Annotated in this window: 15 protein-coding genes and 1 pseudogene; 2 read left to right on the top strand and 14 right to left on the bottom strand. The window is 70.0% G+C overall.

Annotation, left to right across the window (positions count from 1 at the left end; translation table 11 throughout):
• Positions 1 to 71 precede the first annotated feature (71 nt).
• From AB0N06_RS24070 to AB0N06_RS24090, 5 genes are read right to left on the bottom strand one after another with little or no spacing between them, the layout of a single operon-like run.
• Positions 72 to 953, bottom strand: a complete 882-nt coding sequence (locus AB0N06_RS24070; protein ID WP_366136745.1) for a sugar phosphate isomerase/epimerase — start codon at positions 951 to 953, stop codon at positions 72 to 74.
• A complete protein-coding gene (locus AB0N06_RS24075; RefSeq protein ID WP_366136746.1) occupies positions 950 to 2164 on the bottom strand; it encodes an ABC transporter substrate-binding protein in 1215 nt (404 codons plus the stop codon). The genes AB0N06_RS24070 and AB0N06_RS24075 overlap by 4 nt, the downstream gene beginning before the upstream one ends.
• A complete protein-coding gene (locus tag AB0N06_RS24080) occupies positions 2161 to 3165 on the bottom strand; it encodes an ABC transporter permease (protein WP_366136747.1) in 1005 nt (334 codons plus the stop codon). The genes AB0N06_RS24075 and AB0N06_RS24080 overlap by 4 nt, the downstream gene beginning before the upstream one ends.
• Positions 3162 to 4181 carry an ABC transporter permease gene (locus AB0N06_RS24085; protein ID WP_366136748.1) on the bottom strand — a complete coding sequence of 340 codons (1020 nt, stop codon included), beginning with the start codon at positions 4179 to 4181 and terminating at the stop codon, positions 3162 to 3164. The genes AB0N06_RS24080 and AB0N06_RS24085 overlap by 4 nt, the downstream gene beginning before the upstream one ends.
• On the bottom strand, positions 4178 to 5665 hold the full coding sequence (locus tag AB0N06_RS24090; protein WP_366136749.1) for a sugar ABC transporter ATP-binding protein: 1488 nt from the start codon (positions 5663 to 5665) through the stop codon (positions 4178 to 4180). The genes AB0N06_RS24085 and AB0N06_RS24090 overlap by 4 nt, the downstream gene beginning before the upstream one ends.
• A gap of 164 nt (positions 5666 to 5829) precedes the next feature.
• Between AB0N06_RS24090 and AB0N06_RS24095 the strand changes: the two genes are divergently transcribed.
• Entirely contained in the window at positions 5830 to 7026 is a 1197-nt protein-coding gene (locus tag AB0N06_RS24095; protein WP_366136750.1) for an ROK family transcriptional regulator, read from the top strand.
• A gap of 216 nt (positions 7027 to 7242) precedes the next feature.
• Here AB0N06_RS24095 and AB0N06_RS24100 read toward each other — a convergent pair whose 3' ends face one another.
• Positions 7243 to 8577, bottom strand: a complete 1335-nt coding sequence (locus AB0N06_RS24100) for a peptidoglycan recognition family protein (RefSeq protein ID WP_366136751.1) — start codon at positions 8575 to 8577, stop codon at positions 7243 to 7245.
• 385 nt (positions 8578 to 8962) lie between these two features.
• On the opposite strand from AB0N06_RS24100, the gene AB0N06_RS24105 reads away from it, so the two are divergent.
• Positions 8963 to 11176 carry a terpene synthase family protein gene (locus AB0N06_RS24105; RefSeq protein ID WP_366136752.1) on the top strand — a complete coding sequence of 738 codons (2214 nt, stop codon included), beginning with the start codon at positions 8963 to 8965 and terminating at the stop codon, positions 11174 to 11176.
• Between the two features lie 88 nt (positions 11177 to 11264).
• Here AB0N06_RS24105 and AB0N06_RS24110 read toward each other — a convergent pair whose 3' ends face one another.
• From AB0N06_RS24110 to AB0N06_RS24145, 8 genes and pseudogenes are all read right to left on the bottom strand, one after another.
• A complete protein-coding gene (locus AB0N06_RS24110; protein WP_366136753.1) occupies positions 11265 to 11591 on the bottom strand; it encodes a glycoside hydrolase N-terminal domain-containing protein in 327 nt (108 codons plus the stop codon).
• A 408-nt stretch (positions 11592 to 11999) separates the two neighbouring features.
• On the bottom strand, positions 12000 to 12500 hold the full coding sequence (locus AB0N06_RS24115; protein ID WP_030928952.1) for a hypothetical protein: 501 nt from the start codon (positions 12498 to 12500) through the stop codon (positions 12000 to 12002).
• A 23-nt stretch (positions 12501 to 12523) separates the two neighbouring features.
• A complete protein-coding gene (locus tag AB0N06_RS24120; protein WP_366136754.1) occupies positions 12524 to 12955 on the bottom strand; it encodes an ACT domain-containing protein in 432 nt (143 codons plus the stop codon).
• 10 nt (positions 12956 to 12965) lie between these two features.
• Positions 12966 to 13414, bottom strand: a pseudogene (locus tag AB0N06_RS24125) (CGNR zinc finger domain-containing protein); the annotation flags it as partial.
• A gap of 49 nt (positions 13415 to 13463) precedes the next feature.
• Positions 13464 to 13706 (bottom strand): DUF397 domain-containing protein, encoded by a 243-nt coding sequence (locus AB0N06_RS24130; protein WP_266989605.1) that lies wholly within the window; start codon positions 13704 to 13706, stop codon positions 13464 to 13466.
• Between the two features lie 105 nt (positions 13707 to 13811).
• Positions 13812 to 14978, bottom strand: a complete 1167-nt coding sequence (locus tag AB0N06_RS24135) for a thiolase domain-containing protein (RefSeq protein ID WP_366136755.1) — start codon at positions 14976 to 14978, stop codon at positions 13812 to 13814.
• Positions 14971 to 16023, bottom strand: a complete 1053-nt coding sequence (locus AB0N06_RS24140; RefSeq protein ID WP_366136756.1) for a thiolase domain-containing protein — start codon at positions 16021 to 16023, stop codon at positions 14971 to 14973. Before AB0N06_RS24140 ends, AB0N06_RS24135 begins: the two co-directional genes overlap by 8 nt.
• Positions 16024 to 16965: an OB-fold domain-containing protein gene (locus tag AB0N06_RS24145; RefSeq protein ID WP_366136757.1), complete on the bottom strand. Its 942-nt coding sequence runs from the start codon at positions 16963 to 16965 to the stop codon at positions 16024 to 16026. It abuts the gene before it with no gap.
• Positions 16966 to 16980: the final 15 nt, after the last annotated feature.

Below are 16980 nucleotides of genomic sequence, written 5' to 3' on the forward strand. Positions count from 1 at the left end.
GACAGGTAGCGGGCTGGCTCACGGATTGTGTCCTCTCTGTGGTCGGGATCCGTAAGGGACTTGAGGGGAAATCAGCGGGGGACGGGGGTGCTGGCGAGGGTGCGGCGCAGGAAGGCCAGTCCCTCGGTGGCGATGGCGTCCTGCGTGTCGGCGAGCGGCCGCCAGACGGAGGCGGCGATCGCGATGGCGTTGTTGTGCGCGGTGAACGACTCGATGCAGAGCGGCCCCCGGTAGCCGCTCGTGGTGAGTGCGGTGAGAAAGCCGGGCCAGTCGAGGGAGTCGGCGCCGGGCGTGCCACGGTCGTTCGCGCACACCTGAACGTGGACGATGCGCCCCGCCGCGCGGCGTACGGCATCGGGCAGGGAGCGTTCCTCGATGTTCTGGTGATAGGTGTCGAGCGCGAGGCCGATGGTGTCCTCGGGGAGTCCGGCCAGGGCGTCGAGGGTCTGGCCGACGGTATTGAGGAGGCTGGTCTCGTAGCGGTTGAGCGGCTCGACCGCGATCCGTACGCCGGCGGCCCGCGCATGGTCGACGACGGGGGCGAGGTTCTCGCGCAACTCCGCGTAGGCCGCCGCCCGTTCGATGCGGTCCATCCGCCAGGTTCGGCCGACCGCGGTGTAGACGGGTCCGGCCACCGTGGGGGCGGACAGGGCATGGGCGGCGTCGACGCAGCGGCGCAGATAGTCCTGGGTGACCGCGACGGTCTGTGGGTCGGTACGCACCAGGTTGCGGTCCGCTGGCATGACGGCGACGACCGCGGCCGGGGCAAGCCCCGAGGCTTCGAGGAGCTCGGTGACGGCCACGGGTTCCCAGTCGCGTTCGTTCTCCATCGGGATCTCGACGCAGTCGAAGCCCCACGCCGAGAGGAGCGGCAGGACGTCGCCCAGTGCGTCGTAGGTCACTGGAGAGTGCCAGATCCATGGGTTGGCCCCGAGCGGCAGGGCGGCGCTCACTCCTTGCCTCCCCACTTCTTCGGGAACCCGGGGAGCTTCTCACAGCCGCACATCGCGTAGTGCAGCGGCGGCATGCCGGGCTTGAGGTACTGATCGAGGGTGTCCTGGGTGACGGTGGGCTGCGGGAGCTTCCACTCCTTGGGGACCTGCTGTCCGCCGAGGATCCTCAGCGCCGCGATGACAGGGGTGCGCCACTGGAAGGTGGGGTACGAAGGGGCGATGGCCGTGAGCTTCTTCTCCTTCCACGCCTGGAGGAAGTCCTGCTGGTCCTCGCCGGTGATCGGCGGCACGTCCTTGCCCGCGTCCTCGAACGCCTCGACGGCGGCGACGGCCGTCGCACCGGAGTCCATCCACACGCCGTCGATGTCGCCGTTACGGGTCAGTGCGTCACTGACGATCGACTTGGTTCTGGCCGGGTCGCCATCGGTGAACTTCACGTCCACCACGTCCAGTCCGCTCTTGTCGAAGGCGACCTTCGCGGCCGACCAACGGGTCTCCAGGACGTCGACGCCCGGCGAGATCCGCAGGGCGAGGATCTTCCCCTTCGGCTTGACCTTCTCGACGAGGAAGTCGGCGGCGACCGCGCCGTACCCGTAACCGCCGACGGGGTTGATGAACGTGACGGCACAGTCGGTCTCGACGCCCCGGTCGAAGACGATGACGGGCACCTTGGCGCAGGCCTGCTCGACGGCCGGGGTCAGGGTGGCGGTCGTGTTCGGGGAGACGATCAGGGCGTCGCAGCCCTTGCCGCTGAGTTCCTGGATGTCGGAGATCTGTTTGTCGTCCTTGCCCTGGGCGTCCAGGACGGTGAACTCGCCGATCTCCTTGTGGAGTGCGACCTCAGCCTGCATGTTCTTCAGGCCGACCTGGCGCCAGGGGTTGAAGACGCCCGCGTTGGAGAAGCAGAGGTGGACGGAGCCGGGGCTCTTCTTCTTGTACTGCGTCGTGTCGATGAGCTCCGGGCTGAGCATCTGCTCCCACGGCTTGTCCGCAGGGCCCTGCGGGGTCTCGTCGGCGAGGGCGAGCTGTCGTTCGTACTCGGCCCGGTCGAAGAACTTCGACTGCTTTCCGGTGCCCGATCCAGTGCCGTCGGCGCTGCCGGAGGCGGTGGGTGCGCCCGGCGGTGCATCGCTCGTGCAGCCGGCGAGCAAGGCCGCGCCGAACAGAAAGGTGACGGGCACGAGTGCGTGTCGGGCCATGCGCGTACTCATGATGGTTTCACTCCCGAGGGGTGGGTTCGGCGACGGCGCAGCCGGGACCAGTCGGCGGCGCCGAGGGCGACAGCGGCGATGACGACGACCCCTTGCACGGTCGATTCAAGGGCTCCGGAGACGCCTTGCAGGTTGAGCAAGGTGAACAGCGCCTGGAGTGAGAGCGCTCCGGCCATCGCGCCGATGACGGAGCCGCGCCCACCGCCGAGCACGACGCCGCCGAGGACGACCGCGGTGATCGCCTCGAACTCGTAGCCGCGGCCCGCCTGCGCGGAGACTCCGGAGAAGCCGCCGACGAGGACGGCAGCGAGGGCGGCCGCGGTGCCGGAGAGAACGAAGGCGATGGTGCGGGCGCGGGCGACCCGGACTCCGGCGAGCGCGGCGGCGCGTTCGCTGTCGCCGGTCGCGAGGAGCGTGCGGCCGAAGTCGGAACGCATCAGCCGTACGGCGAGGGCTCCCGCGGCGAGACAGGCGAGGACGGCCCAGGGCAGCCAGCCGAACACGGCTGCGCGGCCGAGCCGGCGGAACTCGGCGGGCAGCATGCCGTGGGGGGAGCCGCCGGTCCAGAAGAAGACGGCGCCTTCGAGGATCAGCATCATGCCGAGCGTGGTGATGAACGACGGCACGCGCAGGAGCGTGGTGATCAGTCCGCTGACCAGACCGGCGAGGGCTCCGGCGAGCAGCAGGACGGCGGTGACGAGCAGCCAGGGGGCGTCGGGGAACGAGCCGTACAGCTCGGCGGCGACGACCACGCCCGCGGTGACGATCGCCCCGACGGAGAGATCGAACTCGCCGCAGACGATGACCAGGTACTGGCCGGCGGCCAGGATGACGAGGGGGGCTGCGCGTCTGACGAAGGCGAGGAGGCGGTCGGGTTCGTAGAAGCCCGGGTCGGTCAGGGCGAGGGCGCCGAGGAGCACGAGGAGCAGCGCGTAGACGGGGGCGCCGGTGCCCAGGGAGCGGACGGTGCGGCGGCCGAGTGAGGCGGTTGCGGTGGTCATGCGGTCCTCCCCTGCGGGGTGCGGCGGCCTCGGGCGTAGACGGCGACGGCCGCGATGATGACGACGCCCCGGACCACGTTCTTGAAGAAGGGGTCGACGCCGAGCTGGTTGAAGACGTTGTCGAGTACGGACAGGACGAGGACGCCGCCGAGGGTCCCGGTCACTCCCCCACGGCCTCCGGCGAGTGCGGTGCCGCCGAGGACGACGGCGGCGATCGATTCCAGGTCGTAGCGGGCCTCCGTGCCGGCCCACGGGGCTCCGGCGCCGAGCCGGGCGGCGAGGAAGAGGGCGGCGGTGCCGACGCACAGGGAACAGAGGATGTGGGCGAGAACGACCGTGCGCCGAGTGCGGACACCGGAGAGGCGGGCCGCGTGCTCGTCGCCGCCGGTCGCGTACATGTGGTGGCCGGGCCTGGTGCGGCGTGTGATCAGCCAGACGACGGCGGCGACGGCCAGCAGCAGGAGGACGGAGACGGGGACCGGGCCCATCCGGTCGTAGCCGAGGTGCTGGAAGGAGGCCGGGACCTTGCCCGCCGGGCCCGTGTAGTTGTCCTCGATCCAGCCGCGCAGGATGAACGCGGTGCCGAGGGTGGCGATGAACGCGTTGACCTTCAGACCCGTGACGATCAAGCCATTGACGAGACCGGCGGCGGCGGAGAGTGCGAGGACGGCCAGGACTGCGAGGAGGACGCTGCCGCTCTCCATCGTCTCGGCGGCCACGAGCGTGCCCAGGCTGATCAGATACGCCACGGACAGATCAAGTGATCCGGTGAGGATGACGACGGTCTGTCCTGCGGCAACGAGGCCGAGGGCCACACAGTTCTGCAGGATCGCGACGACGGTGGTGACGGTGAGGAAGTCCCCACCGCGGGCGGCGACGACGATCCAGCCGAGGACAGTGACGGCGAGCGCCGCGAGCCAGACACCGGTAACAGGGCCGGTGAAGTGCGGCACGGCCGGCCGCCGGGTCCGCGGGCGGGAGACGGGCTCCCGGACGTCGGGGCGCAGGGCGGTCATGCGGCCCCCTCCCGCGCCTCGGCGCCGCTGGTGGCGACACGCATGATGGTCTCCTCCGTCGCTCCGGCGGGGAGTTCGCCCGCGAGGCGCCCCTCGGACATGACGAGGATGCGGTCGCTCATTCCGATCAGCTCGGGCAGTTCGGAGGAGATGATCAGTACGGCGAGACCCTCGCGTGCCAGTTCCCGTACCAGGGTGTGGATGGCCGCTTTGGCGCCGACGTCGACACCACGGGTGGGTTCGTCGAACAGCAGGACCTGGGGGCGGGCGGCGAGCCACTTGGCGATGACGACCTTCTGCTGGTTGCCGCCGGAGAGGTACTGAGCCTGCTGGTCCTCGCCGTCGGCCCGCAGGCGTACGCGCTCCAGCAGAGCCGTCACCTCACGGCCCGCCGGAAGCCTGGAACGGGCGGGCACCGCTCGGGTGACGAGCAGGGCGTTGTCGCGCACCGACTGGCGCAGCGCCAGGCCTTCGGTCTTGCGGTCCTCGGTGACCAGGGCGATCCCGGCCCGAATGGCGTCCCTTGGGCGGGACGGGCGCAGGGGTCGGCCTCCGACGGTCATGGCGCCGGTGGTGAAAGGGTCGGCGCCGAACACGGCGCGGGCGAGGGCGGTGCGGCCGGAGCCCTGGAGCCCGGCGACGCCGACGACCTCGCCGGCCCGCAGCGTCAGATCGATGCCGGAGATACGGGCGTTGCCGCCGCCGCGTACGGTGAGCCGCTGCTCGCCCAGTTCCTCGGGCCGGGCGCGGGGCGGGTAGTAGGCGCCCAGTTCCCTGCCGACCATGGCGCGTACGACGGTGTCGGCGTCCGTGTCGCGGGTGGTGAGGGTGGTGACGCGGCGGCCGTCCTTGAGGACGGTGATGCGCTGCGAGAGGTCGAAGACCTCGCGGAGCCGGTGCGAGATGTAGAGGATGCCGAGCCCGCGGGCGGCCAGACGGCGGACCAGAGCGGCGAGTTGTCCGGCCTCGTGGTCGGCGAGCGGGGCGGTGGGTTCGTCCATGACCAGGATGCGGACCTCGGAAGCGAGAGCCTTGACGATCTCGACGGTCTGCCGGCGGGCGACCGACAGCTCGTGGACGGGGGTCCGCGGACTGATGCCGGTTGCGCCGATCCGGTCGAGGAGTTCGGCGGTGCGCCGTTCCATGGCCCGGCGGTCGACGAGTCCGTACCGGGTGGGTTCCCGGCCGAGGAAGACGTTCTCGGCGACGGTGCGGTGGGCCAGGAGCGCGAACTCCTGGTGGATGATGCCGATTCCGGCTGCCTGTGCCTGGGCCGGGTGGCTGAAGGAGTGCTCGGTCCCGTCGATCGTGAGGGTCCCGGCGTCGGGTAAGTGCTCACCCGCGAGGATCTTCATCAGAGTCGACTTCCCCGCTCCGTTCTCACCCACCAGGGCGTGCACTTCTCCGGCTTCGAGGCTGAGCTCCACGTCGTGGAGCACACGCACCCCGAGAAAGCTCTTGGACACGCCCTGCATCGTCAGCATCACCGGCTCCTCGGTCAGTGGTCTGTTGAGCAGAGTCGTGACGGGACTTTGGACTGTCAAGGGTTCATGCATCGTTACTCTTTGCCGAATTGGCGCAGACTTTTGCCGATGACCGAACACCAACTGCCTTGTGAGCAGCGGAAGTCGTCCTTAGGGTGACTGCCATGTCTTTGCAGTCGGATCGCCTGTCCGCCGTCTCCTCGCACTCGCCCGGCGAGGTGCTCGCGCTGATCAGTTCGGGGGCCGTGGCAACGCGCGCCGACATCGCCCGGATCACCGGGCTGGCACGTTCAACGGTCTCCCAGCGGGTGGACGCGCTGATCGCGCACGGATTCGTGGACGAGGACGCGGACGGCGCCTCTACCGGGGGACGCCCTCCTCGCCGGCTGGCACTGCGGACTCGTGAGCATGCGGTGGCCGGGGTGGACCTGGGGGCCTCGCACTGCAGGGTGGCGCTGCTGGACATCGGCGGTGCGACGCTCGCGACGCGGGAAAATCCCCTGGCGATCGGGGACGGCCCCGACTCCGTACTGCGCCATGTCGAACGGACCGTGCACGCTCTCCTCAAGGAAGCGGGCCGGTCGCCCGGCGCACTCAAGTCCATCGGCGTCGGGGTGCCGGGCCCGGTGGAGTTCTCCACCGGCCGACCGGTCGATCCGCCGATCATGCCGGGCTGGCACCAGTACCCGATACCGGAGTTCTTCGCCTCCCGGTTCGGGGTACGGGCGCTCGTCGACAACGACGTGAACGTCATGGCCCTGGCGGAACAGCGCCGCGCCTTCCCCGACTGCCGCTACCTCCTGTACATCAAGGTCGGCACCGGCATCGGCTGCGGGATCGTGTCCGACGGCCGGCTGCACCGGGGCGCGCAGGGCTGCGCGGGCGACATCGGCCACATCCGCGTCGCGGAAATCGACGAGCCGTGCCGGTGCGGCAATTCGGGCTGCCTGGAGGCGGTGGCGGGCGGCGCGTCACTGGCGGCGAAGCTCGCCGGACTCGGGCTGGACGCGACATCGGGCAGCGATGTGGTGCGGCTGGTGAAGTCCGGGAACCGCGACGCGGTGCTGATGGTGCGCGAGGCGGGACGGGCGGTCGGGGAGGTCCTCGCGGCGCTGGTGAACTTCTTCAACCCGGACACGGTGGTGATGGGCGGTGCGCTGGCCGCCGTGCACGATCAACTGCTCGCCGGTGTACGGGAAGCGGTGTACCGGCGCTCGCATCCCCTGGCCACGCAGCTGTTGCGGATCGAGCCGAGCCGTACGGGGGAGAATGCGGCGGCGGTGGGGGCGGGGATCCTGGCGATCGAGCACGCGTTGTCGCCGCGGCAGGTGGACCGGGAGGTGGCGGGGGGACGGGGGTAGGGGCGGGGGGGCCGCTGCGCGGAGCTTGTTCCCCTGCCCGCCGCTTCCCGAAACCGGGGCACCGCCCGGGCCCCTTTCCTCAATCGCAGGCCGGGCGTGGTTCTCCACCTGCACGGACAGTCACGCCGAACCGGCAGACTCCGGCCCCTTGGGCGATCGAGGAACGTGGGTCCGGGGGCGGAGCCCCCGCAGGGCGCCCGCCCCCGTCCCCGGCCCTCACCGCACCCGTACCACATCCACGTCGGACGTCTTCACGAAGGCCACCCGGTGGCCGATCTGCACCGTCACATACTTCTCCTGGCCCTGGAAGTACGAGTGGTCCAGCGGGTACGACGCATCGATCGTCGGGGCGTAGAAGAAGCCGGTCGGCGCCTCGCCGCCGCCGGGGTACGACTGCCCGGCCTTGATCGTGTACGGCAGCGCAGTCCCGACTCGCTTGTCCGCGAAGTCCGCGGGGTACTCGGACTTCTCCGGGTAGGCCACCCCGTACACCGGCACCTCGGTCCGGCCCTCCTTCGGGCGTACGACGTAGCCGGCGGTCGGGACGGTGGTCCGGGTGTGCGCCGGGGTCTGGAACCAGGCCTTCTTGCCGTACCACCAGATCGCCGTCCATCCGGGCGCATGGTCCGCGACGACCGCCTGATGGGTCGCGCTGATCTTGCTGCCCCAGTCGGCCGCGCAGTTCGTGCCGGGCGAGCCGTCGGTGTGCAGTCCGGGGTCGGAGAAGAGCGGTGCGTCGGTGGAGGGTTCGGTGTGGAGCGGGACGGCACTGCTGCCCTGGACCGGCAGGTCGACGCCCTTCTCGCAGTCGCGGAAGGCCTGCTGGTTGTCCTTGAACCGGGGGCTGACGGTGACGAGAGGACTGCTCTTCGGGGCGCTCGGCACGGTCGTCGGCTTGCCGAGCAGTGCCATGAAGCGGTTCCAGTCCCAGTAGGGACCCGGGTCCCAGTGCATCTTCCTGGTACCGGCCGCACTGGTGGGCGGCACGCCGTCGTGGCCGATGATGTGCTGCCGGTCGAGTGGGATGTCGTACTTGTCGGCGAGGTAACGCACCAGCTTCGCCGTCGAGTTGTACATCTCGGGGGTGTACCACGTGGCGCCCTCGACGGCGACCCCCTCCTGCTCGATGCCGATGGAGTGGGTGTTGACGTACCAGTTGCCCGCCTGCCAGGCGACGTCCTTGTTTTTGACCATCTGGGTGACATGACCGTCGCCCGAGCGCACCACGTAGTGGGCGGAGGTCTGCTTCAGCGGGTTCTGGAAGATCCTCAGCGTGGTGTCGAAGTCCTCCTCGGTGTCATGCAGAACGATGAATTTGATCTTGTTGCTGTGCGGCCGGTCCGCGGTGTCGTAGTTGCCGTACGTCTCCTTGTCGGCCGGATCGCCGGTCTGCTGGTAGGCCGCCGGGACCCAGTCGCAGTCGAGGCCGCGCGGACACTCGGGCCGCACCCCGTCCGCGCCGGCCTGCGCCGCGGGGGTGAGCAGCGCGAGACTCAGGGCGCCGACGGTGGTCAGGGCGAGCGTGAGTCTGGTCCTCTGCTTGGACGTCATGACAACCCTTCTTGGAGCTGTGCGCATGGAATGTCGTACGTGGGCCGATCTCACTGTTCCGCTATGGGCGCACACTCTGTGACCTGAGGTGATGGCACGTCAAGAGCACATGAAGGGTTGCTGGTTGAGCCACTGGACCAGACCACTGGCAGGGTCTCTGACCTGCGACGGGAAAGAGGCAGCGGGTTTCTGGCGGTGGGCCGTTACCTGGGTTTCACGGAGCAGCGGCCGGGCGCCGGAGTGCGTCGGCACCCCCCGCCAGGACGCACCTTTTGTGTGACTAATTCAGGATGTGCGTGCCCCGGACGGCCCAGGGGTAGTGCTCGCGCGGACACGACAGGTACGCGCGACCCCGCGCGGAGACTCCCGGAAAGGCCGGACGCACATGGCTCAGCCCTTCACCCTGCCGGACTTCTATGTTCCGTATCCGGCACGGCTCAACTCCCATGCCGAGGAGGCCCGACAGCACACCAGGACCTGGGCGCGCAGCATAGGGATGCTGGAGGGGTCCGGCATCTGGGAGGAGAAGGACCTCGACTCCCATGACTACGCGCTCCTCTGCGCGTACACGCATCCCGACTGCTCGGCGGAGGCCCTGTCGCTGGTCACCGACTGGTACGTGTGGGTGTTCTTCTTCGACGACCACTTCCTGGAGCTTTTCAAGCGCAACCCGGACCGGGAAGGCGGAAAGAAATATCTGGACCGGCTGCCCGCCTTCATGCCGATGGAGCGTGGGGCGCCGACACCCGAGCCGACAAATCCGGTCGAGGCGGGGCTGGCCGACCTGTGGGCGCGGACGGTGCCGGGGATGTCCGACGCCTGGCGGGCCCGGTTCGCGGAGGCGACAAAGAATCTGCTCTACGAGTCACTGTGGGAGCTCGCCAATATCAACGAGGGGCGCATCGCCAATCCCGTCGAATACATCGAGATGCGTCGCAAGGTGGGCGGAGCCCCATGGTCTGCGGGTCTGGTGGAGTACGCGGCGGGCGCAGAGGTGCCCGAGTCGGTGGCCGACGAGCGGGCACTGCGGGTGCTGCGGGATGCCTTCTCCGACGGAGTGCATCTGCGCAACGACCTCTTCTCCTACCAGCGGGAGGTCGAGGACGAGGGCGAGAACAGCAACGGGGTGCTGGTACTGGAGACGTTTCTGGGCTGCTCCACACAGGAGGCGGCCGAGGCGGTCAACGACCTGCTGACCTCGCGGCTCCAGCAGTTCGAGAACACCGCGCTCACCGAACTCGGGCCGCTGTGCGCGGAGAAAGGGCTCGATCCGGCGGAGACCGCCGCGGTGCTCGCCTATGTCAAGGGCTTGCAGGACTGGCAGTCCGGCGGCCATGAGTGGCACATGCGTTCCAGCCGCTACATGAACAACGGCGGGGCAGGCGAGGCTGTCCTCGGCTTCGGTATGTCCGCGGCGTCGATCCGGTTCACTCCGCGTTCGGAGTCGGCCCGGCTGCGCAGCCACACCCATGTGCCGTACCAGCGGGTCGGTCCGTCGCTGCTGCCCGACTTCGACCTGCCGTTCGGCACGACGCTCAGTCCGCATCTGGACGGGGCCCGGGTCCGGATCGTCGACTGGTCCCACCGGATGGGGATCCTGGAGGCACAGCCGGGCGTGCCGGGCTCGCACATCTGGGACGAGGAGCGGCTCGTCGCGATCGATCTGCCGCTGTGCGCGGCGGGTCTGCATCCGGACGCGACGCCCGACGAGCTGGACCTCTCCTCGCAGTGGCTGACCTGGGGGACATACGGCGACGACTGGTTCCCGGTGGTGCACGGGAGACCCCGTGACCTGGCCGGGGCGCGGCTGGCCAACGAGCGGCTGTCGCTGTTCATGCCATTGGACGGTTCCGCGGTGCCCGACCCCCTGAACGCGCTGGAGCGCGGTCTCGCCGATCTCTGGGAGCGGACCGCGACACCGATGGACGACAGCGCACGACGCGCGTTCCGTACGGCCATCGAGTCGATGACGGCGAGTTGGCTGTGGGAACTGGCCAATCAGGCGCAGAACCGGATCCCGGATCCGGTGGACTACATCGAGATGCGGCGGCTGACGTTCGGTTCGGATCTCACGATGAGTCTGTCCCGGCTCGGTCACGGCAGGAAGGTGCCGGAAGAGATCTACCGCAGCGGTCCGCTGCGCTCCCTCGAGAACGCCGCCGCCGACTACGCGTGCCTGCTCAACGACCTCTTCTCGTACCAGAAGGAGATCGAGTACGAAGGTGAGGTGCACAACGGCGTCCTGGTCGTGCAGAACTTCTTCGGGGTCGACTACCCGACCGGGATGGCGATCGTGCACGACCTGATGAACTCCCGGCTCCGCCAGTTCCTCCATGTCGCCGAGCAGGAACTCCCGCTCCTGTACGACGACTTCGGGCTCGATGCCGAGGCGAGGGAGATCCTGGCAGGCTATGTCCAGGAGCTCAAGCACTGGATCGCGGGCATCCTGATCTGGCACCGGGGCTGCCGGCGCTACCGCGAGGAGGATCTGCGGCGCGGTACCGGCGCCCCGTGGCACCTCGGTGGTCCCACCGGGCTCGGCATCTCGGCGGCGCGGGTGACCGCGCTGTTCGCTCAGCCCTCGGCGATCAGCGGGTAACGGCCGCCCGCACGGGCCTTGAAGACCTTCTTGCCGTTCGCGAACGGTGAGCTGCGGACGGTCACTTCGCGGCTGCGGCTCGCCGTGATCACCACACGGCGGGCCTGCCCGCGGACGGGCGTGGCGGTAGGTGGCGTCGGGGGGCGGCCGGGGCGTTCGGCAGGTCCAGCAGCAGGTCGCCGAAGACCTGGTAGCCGCCGTAGCCGCGGCGCGCCTGGCCGAGCTCGTCGGCGACGGAGTCCGGGTCGAGCGAACCCTCGGCGTCGAGGCGCTGCTGCACTCCGGCGAGGGCGCCGGGTCTGGGGGTGGTCCAGTTGCCGAAATCGTATCCCTGGGCGGAGCCGGGGCCGCCGGTCCAAAGCGTCTTCTCGTGAAGGTGAGCCGTTCGGTGGCGAGCTGCCGTAGACGCTCGCACCGAGGGCCCGCCGCCGATGGGCAGTGAGTCGCGCCCCCAGCCCGCCCCCAGCCCGCGGCCGGGGCGCGGTACCCGAGCACCGGGTCCACCAGTGTCTCGATTCCCTTCGGCTCCTGCGATCCCCGCGATTCATCGGAGGTACTGTCGGCGGCAGCCGTTCCAGTAAGGGCAGGCATTCCCAGCGCCAGGGCGCCCGTTGCGCCGATAGCTGTCTTGACGGTTGGGCGACGCCTGATCCCAGGTGTCATGCCACATGCCGCTAAAGATCCGATGACTATCCGGACAAGGCGCATGGCAAGCAGCCTCTTGGCCAGAGGCTGCGCATCCTTGGGCAGAAGTGGCCCTGCGGCCGCCCGATCAGTACGGACGGCCGTTGTGGGATGCCGGGGTCGCAGGAGCAGGGACGTTTCAGCCCTGTTGGAACAGCTCGGCCGGCAGCGGCTTCAGCAGGGTGTACAGATCATCGGTGATCGGCCGGTCCCAGCTGGCGATGGTGACGAGCACCCCGTCACTGCGGTCGAACTGGACGCAGGAGATCCGGGTCTCGGAGAGCTTGACGCGCCGGACGATCAGGAGGTTGTCACCCTGCATCACGGGCATGTCATCGGTGCCGGTCACCTCGACCGGCTCGTCGTTCTCCAGCGCGAGCAGCAGCTGCGCGACCTCGAAGGGGACCTGCCCCTCCTCGGTCTCGCGAGCAGGCGAGCCCTCCGGGAGATTGCCGATGATCATCGCCGGTCCGCGGCCGCCGAACAGGTCGTACCGCAGGAAGACGCCCTGACAGCTCCCGTCGGGGGCGGGCAGCAGACCGGCGCCGAGATTTCCGGGCCAGTCGCCCGGGTCCATGGCCAGGACGTCGAAATCCGGGCCCGCGGGTGTGGCGGCGCTACGGCGGCGGAGGAAGGACATGCAGACATGTTACGTGTCCCGGCTCACCTTGCGGAGCCGGGCCCGGAGACCCTCCCGTCGGACTCCGCGGCGAGGGCCTGCAGCACACTCACCGCCTCGGCGCCACGCCCGTGGGGGACGAACAGGTGGTCGTGGTGGTAGCCCGCCACCACATTGCAGCTGACGTCCGCGTCCGTGAGGGCCAGCGCCACGGCAGCGGTGAGTCCGACTGCGTCCAGGGCGGAGTGGACGCGAAGGGTGATCCAGGCCGCCACATAGTCGTACGCGAGCCCCGCGGAGAGGGCTTCCGATTCCGGGACCACGAGAGTCAGCCCCTCGGGCTCGGCGACCGTCACCGCCGGAGTGACTCCGGCGGGGACTGCGGCGCCGGGCACCGTGGTGAAGACGTACCGGCCGGGATTCAGCTCCGGCCGCAGGCCGCTCAGCAGGGTTCGAAGATCACGCTCGCCAGTCATGATCACCACGCTACTGCGGCACGCCCTGCGAGGGCGGGGTGCGGTGCCGCTCGTGGTGGCGGGCCACTCGGGCGCGGTTGCCGCAGGACGGCGTGCACCACTCCTGGCGGGGATGCTCCTTGACGAAATAGCGGACGCACCGTGGGGCGTGGCAGGCGCGCAGTGCGGCCAAGTCCCGTCCGGCGAGGAAGCCGGTCGCGGCGCGGGCCAGGGCAGCGCGCAGGGCGTTCCGCCGCGGCGTACCTCCGGTCGGGTGACGGGAGACGAGGGGGCGCCGCCATCCGGCCATTCCAGGCGCGGGACGGCCGGGACGGCGGCGGCCGCGGCATTGAGCCGGTCGAGTGCCTCCGGCACGGGCATCAGGCTGCGCACCTCGGCGGGGCTCGGCTCGTCGGGGCGGACGGCATGCGCGAAGAGCGCCCGGACGGCCGCGCGCAGGGTCCGTACGGCGGCAAGTGTCTCCCCGTCGTCCGTCCTGGGCGGGGCGGCCCTCGGGTGAGGCCGGACGTCAGGTGAGGTCGAACTCGCCGTCGCGGGCGTTCACCACGAAGGCCCGCCATTCGGCCGGGGTGAAGATCAGCGAAGGGCTGCCGGGTCGTCCGGCGTTGCGCATCGCGATGAATCCCTCGACGAAGGCGATCTGGACATCCCCGGCACCCTGAGTGCCCGGCTGCCAGTTCGCGTTGCTGAGATCGAGGTCCGGCTTGTCCCAGCCGGCAAAAGGCTGCTGGGTGGTGGTGCTCTCCGCCACGTCGGCTCCTCCCGCTCGTCGTCCCGGCCAAAGCCTAGCCACCGTCGGCGGTCCCGGACAGGCCGCGGCCAAGGGTCATTCGGCCGGTCCGGGACGGCAGCCGGGTCAGCCGGTGGGTGGTTCGGCTCCGACCAGCCACATGGAGAAGAACTGCGCCCCACCGCCGTAGGCGTGGCCGAGCGCCTTGCGGGCGTCCGGCACCTGGTGTTCGCCCGCCTGTCCGCGCACCTGCAGGGCGGCCTCGGCGAAGCGGATCATGCCGGAGGCACCGATGGGGTTGGTGGAGAGCACTCCGCCCGAGGGGTTCACCGGCAGATCGCCGTCGAGTTCGGTGACGCCGGACTCGGTGAGCTTCCAGCCCTCCCCCTCGTCGGCAAAACCGAGGTTCTCCAGCCACATCGGCTCGTACCAGGAGAACGGGACGTACATCTCCACGGCGTCGATCTCCCTGCGCGGGTCGGCGATCCCGGCCTGACGGTACACATCGGCGGCGCAGTCCTTGCCCGCTTGCGGCGACACGAAGTCCTTGCCCGCGAAGAGGGTCGGTTCGCTGCGCATCGCCCCGCCGTGCACCCAGGCGGCAGGATGCGGTGAACGGTCCGCGCCGGCCCGGTCGGTGAGGATCATCGCGCACGCGCCGTCCGAGGACGGGCAGGTCTCGGAGTAGCGGATCGGATCCCAGAGCATCGGTGCCGACTGGACCTTCTCCAGAGTGATGTCCGGGTCGTGGATGTGTGCGTACGGGTTCTTGAGCGCGTTGCGCCGGTCCTTGTACGCGACGAGCGAGCCGACTGTGTCGGGAGCTCCCGTGCGGCGCATGTACGCGCGCACGTGCGGGGCGAAGAAGCCGCCCGCGCCCGCGAGCAGGGGTTGCTGGAACGGGATGGGCAGTGACAGGCCCCACATGGCGTTGGACTCGGACTGCTTCTCGAAGGCCAGGGTGAGAACGGTGCGATGCACGCGTGCGGAGACCAGATTCGCGGCGACGAGTGCGGTGGAGCCGCCGACCGAGCCCGCGGTGTGCACCCGCAGCATCGGTTTGCCGACCGCGCCGAGGGCATCGGCCAGATAGAGCTCCGGCATCATCAGGCCCTCGAAGAAGTCCGGCGCCTTCCCGATCACGACGGCGTCGATGTCCGCCCAGGTCAGTGCGGCGTCCTGCAGCGCGCGGACAGCGGCCTCGCGGACCAGGCCGGCAAGAGAGACGTCCCGGCGGGCGGCGACATGCTTGGTCTGGCCGATGCCGACGACGGCCACGGGCTCCTTAGGCATGACCGGCCTCCCCTTCGAGGACAGCGACCAGATTCTGTTGCAGGCAGGGCCCGGAGGTGGCATGAGCGAGCGCCCGGTCCGACTCGCCGCGCTGGATGCGGGCCGCGGCCTCGCCGAGCCGGATCAGCCCGGCAGCCATGACGGGGTTGGCCGCGAGCGCTCCTCCGGACGGGTTGACGTTGACGCCGGTGTCGAGTCCGAGCGCCCTGCGCAGCACGACCTCCTGCGACGTGAACGGGGCATGCAGCTCCGCGGTGTCCACCGGTCCTTCGAAGGCCCCCGCGCGTTCGGCGGCGAGGCGGGTCGACGGCGAGTCGGTCAAGTCGCGCACCCCGAGACTGTGGGCCTCGATGCGGTGGTCGATGCCACGGATCCAGGCGGGGCGGGTGCACAGGGCGCGTGCGGTGTCGCCGGCGGCGAGGATCACGGCGGCGGCGCCGTCGCCGACGGGCGGGCAGTCCCCGGTGCGGAGCGGCTGTACGAGGTAGTCACCGACCGGGACCGAACCCGAGAGCTGTGCGTGCGGGTTGTCCGCGGCAGCGGTGCGGCTGCGGTGGGCGATCGCGGCGAGGGCGGCCTCGTCGGTGTGGCCCGCGTCGATCAGCGCCTGGGCCTGGAGTGCGGCGAGGGCGATGGAGTCGGGCCAGAGCGGGCCCACGTAATACGGGTCGAGCTGGCGGGTGAGGACGTCGCGCACGTTGCCGGGAGATGACTTCCCGTACGCGTAGACAAGGGCGGTGTCGGCCTCGCCGGTCTGGAGTTTCACCCATGCCTCGTACAGCGCCCAGGCGCCGTCCATCTCCACATGGGACTCGGAAATCGGCGGGTGGGCGCCGACGCCGTCGAGCGCCATGGTGAAGGAGAAGGCTCGGCCGGCGAGGTAGTCGCTGGATCCCGAGCAGGTGAACCCGATGTCGCTCGCCTTCAGACCGGTGGCGTCGAGGACCTGGTGGAGAACCGGCATCAGCATGTCGACTTCGGAGAGTTCGTCGGTGCGCCGCAGATGATCCGTCTGCGCGAAGGCGACGATCGCTACGTCTCGCATCTACAGCAGCTCCTTGTACACGTCGTAGTCGGCGTCCGGCTCTCCGGTGGGCCGGTAGTGGTCGGGGTGGCGGCCCTCCCCGGTCCAGACGGGTTCGACCCGCAGCCCCATGCGCACCTGGTCGTACGGGATGCCGCCGATCCGTCCGTGCAGGGCGAGGTCGGCGCCGTCGAGCGCGATGTGGGCGTAGACGTACGGCACTTCGATGTCGAGATTCTTCGCCTTGATGTTGACGATGCAGTAGGTGGTGACGGTGCCGCGCGGGCCGACCTCGACCTGTTCCGCGGTGGCGACGCCGCAGGTGGGGCAGGCGCCGCGGGGCGGGACATACACCTTGCGGCAGGACGGGCAGCGCTCACCGACGGTGCGTTGTTCGGAAAGGGCGCCCAGGTACGCGTTCTGGGCGCGGCCGGGGGTGTACGTGTAGTCGAGGCGGGCCGGGGTGACGATGCCGGTGACAGGGTCCGCGAACTCACCGCTGTGCGGGGATGGTTGGCCGACCTCACCCTCGTACGGTTCGAAGCAGGCGATGTCCGTGATGGCACCGGTACGCTCCGGGGACCAGCGGATGCGGACGCGCATGCCAGTGTGCACTGCTCCGGGTCCCGGTGCGTCAAGGACGTGGAGCAGTGCGGTGTCGGCCCCGTCCAGCTTGACCAGCACCCAGGCGAACGGGGCGGCCAGGGGCTGGTCGCGGCGCGGGGCGGGGTTCCAGGCCCAGGTGACGACGGTGCCCGTGGCGGCGACCTCGGTCAGTTCGCGGAGTTCTTCGGCGGTGACGGGGTCGTACTCGACGGGCGGGACGAGGACTCGTCCGTCGGCGGTCCGCACGCCGAGGACGGTCCGCTCGCGCAGTCCGGTGAGGAAGGCACTCTGGACGGGGCCGAGGGAGCGGGTGAAGGGGAACTCGACCACCAGCGGTGCGCTGAGGATGTCGGGCACTGTTGTCTCCTTGGC

Origin of the sequence: Streptomyces sp. NPDC051020 (assembly GCF_040683105.1) — a bacterium.
Classification (GTDB): Bacteria; Actinomycetota; Actinomycetes; order Streptomycetales; family Streptomycetaceae; genus Streptomyces.

Coding starts and splice junctions, on each gene's coding strand:
- AB0N06_RS24075 (WP_366136746.1), bottom strand. CDS start 2,164: ATGAGTACGCGCATGGCCCGACACGCACTCGTGCCCGTCACCTTTCTG.
- AB0N06_RS24080 (WP_366136747.1), bottom strand. CDS start 3,165: ATGACCACCGCAACCGCCTCACTCGGCCGCCGCACCGTCCGCTCCCTG.
- AB0N06_RS24085 (WP_366136748.1), bottom strand. CDS start 4,181: ATGACCGCCCTGCGCCCCGACGTCCGGGAGCCCGTCTCCCGCCCGCGG.
- AB0N06_RS24090 (WP_366136749.1), bottom strand. CDS start 5,665: ATGCTGACGATGCAGGGCGTGTCCAAGAGCTTTCTCGGGGTGCGTGTG.
- AB0N06_RS24095 (WP_366136750.1), top strand. CDS start 5,830: ATGTCTTTGCAGTCGGATCGCCTGTCCGCCGTCTCCTCGCACTCGCCC.
- AB0N06_RS24100 (WP_366136751.1), bottom strand. CDS start 8,577: ATGACGTCCAAGCAGAGGACCAGACTCACGCTCGCCCTGACCACCGTC.
- AB0N06_RS24105 (WP_366136752.1), top strand. CDS start 8,963: ATGGCTCAGCCCTTCACCCTGCCGGACTTCTATGTTCCGTATCCGGCA.
- AB0N06_RS24115 (WP_030928952.1), bottom strand. CDS start 12,500: ATGTCCTTCCTCCGCCGCCGTAGCGCCGCCACACCCGCGGGCCCGGAT.
- AB0N06_RS24120 (WP_366136754.1), bottom strand. CDS start 12,955: ATGACTGGCGAGCGTGATCTTCGAACCCTGCTGAGCGGCCTGCGGCCG.
- AB0N06_RS24135 (WP_366136755.1), bottom strand. CDS start 14,978: ATGCCTAAGGAGCCCGTGGCCGTCGTCGGCATCGGCCAGACCAAGCAT.
- AB0N06_RS24140 (WP_366136756.1), bottom strand. CDS start 16,023: ATGCGAGACGTAGCGATCGTCGCCTTCGCGCAGACGGATCATCTGCGG.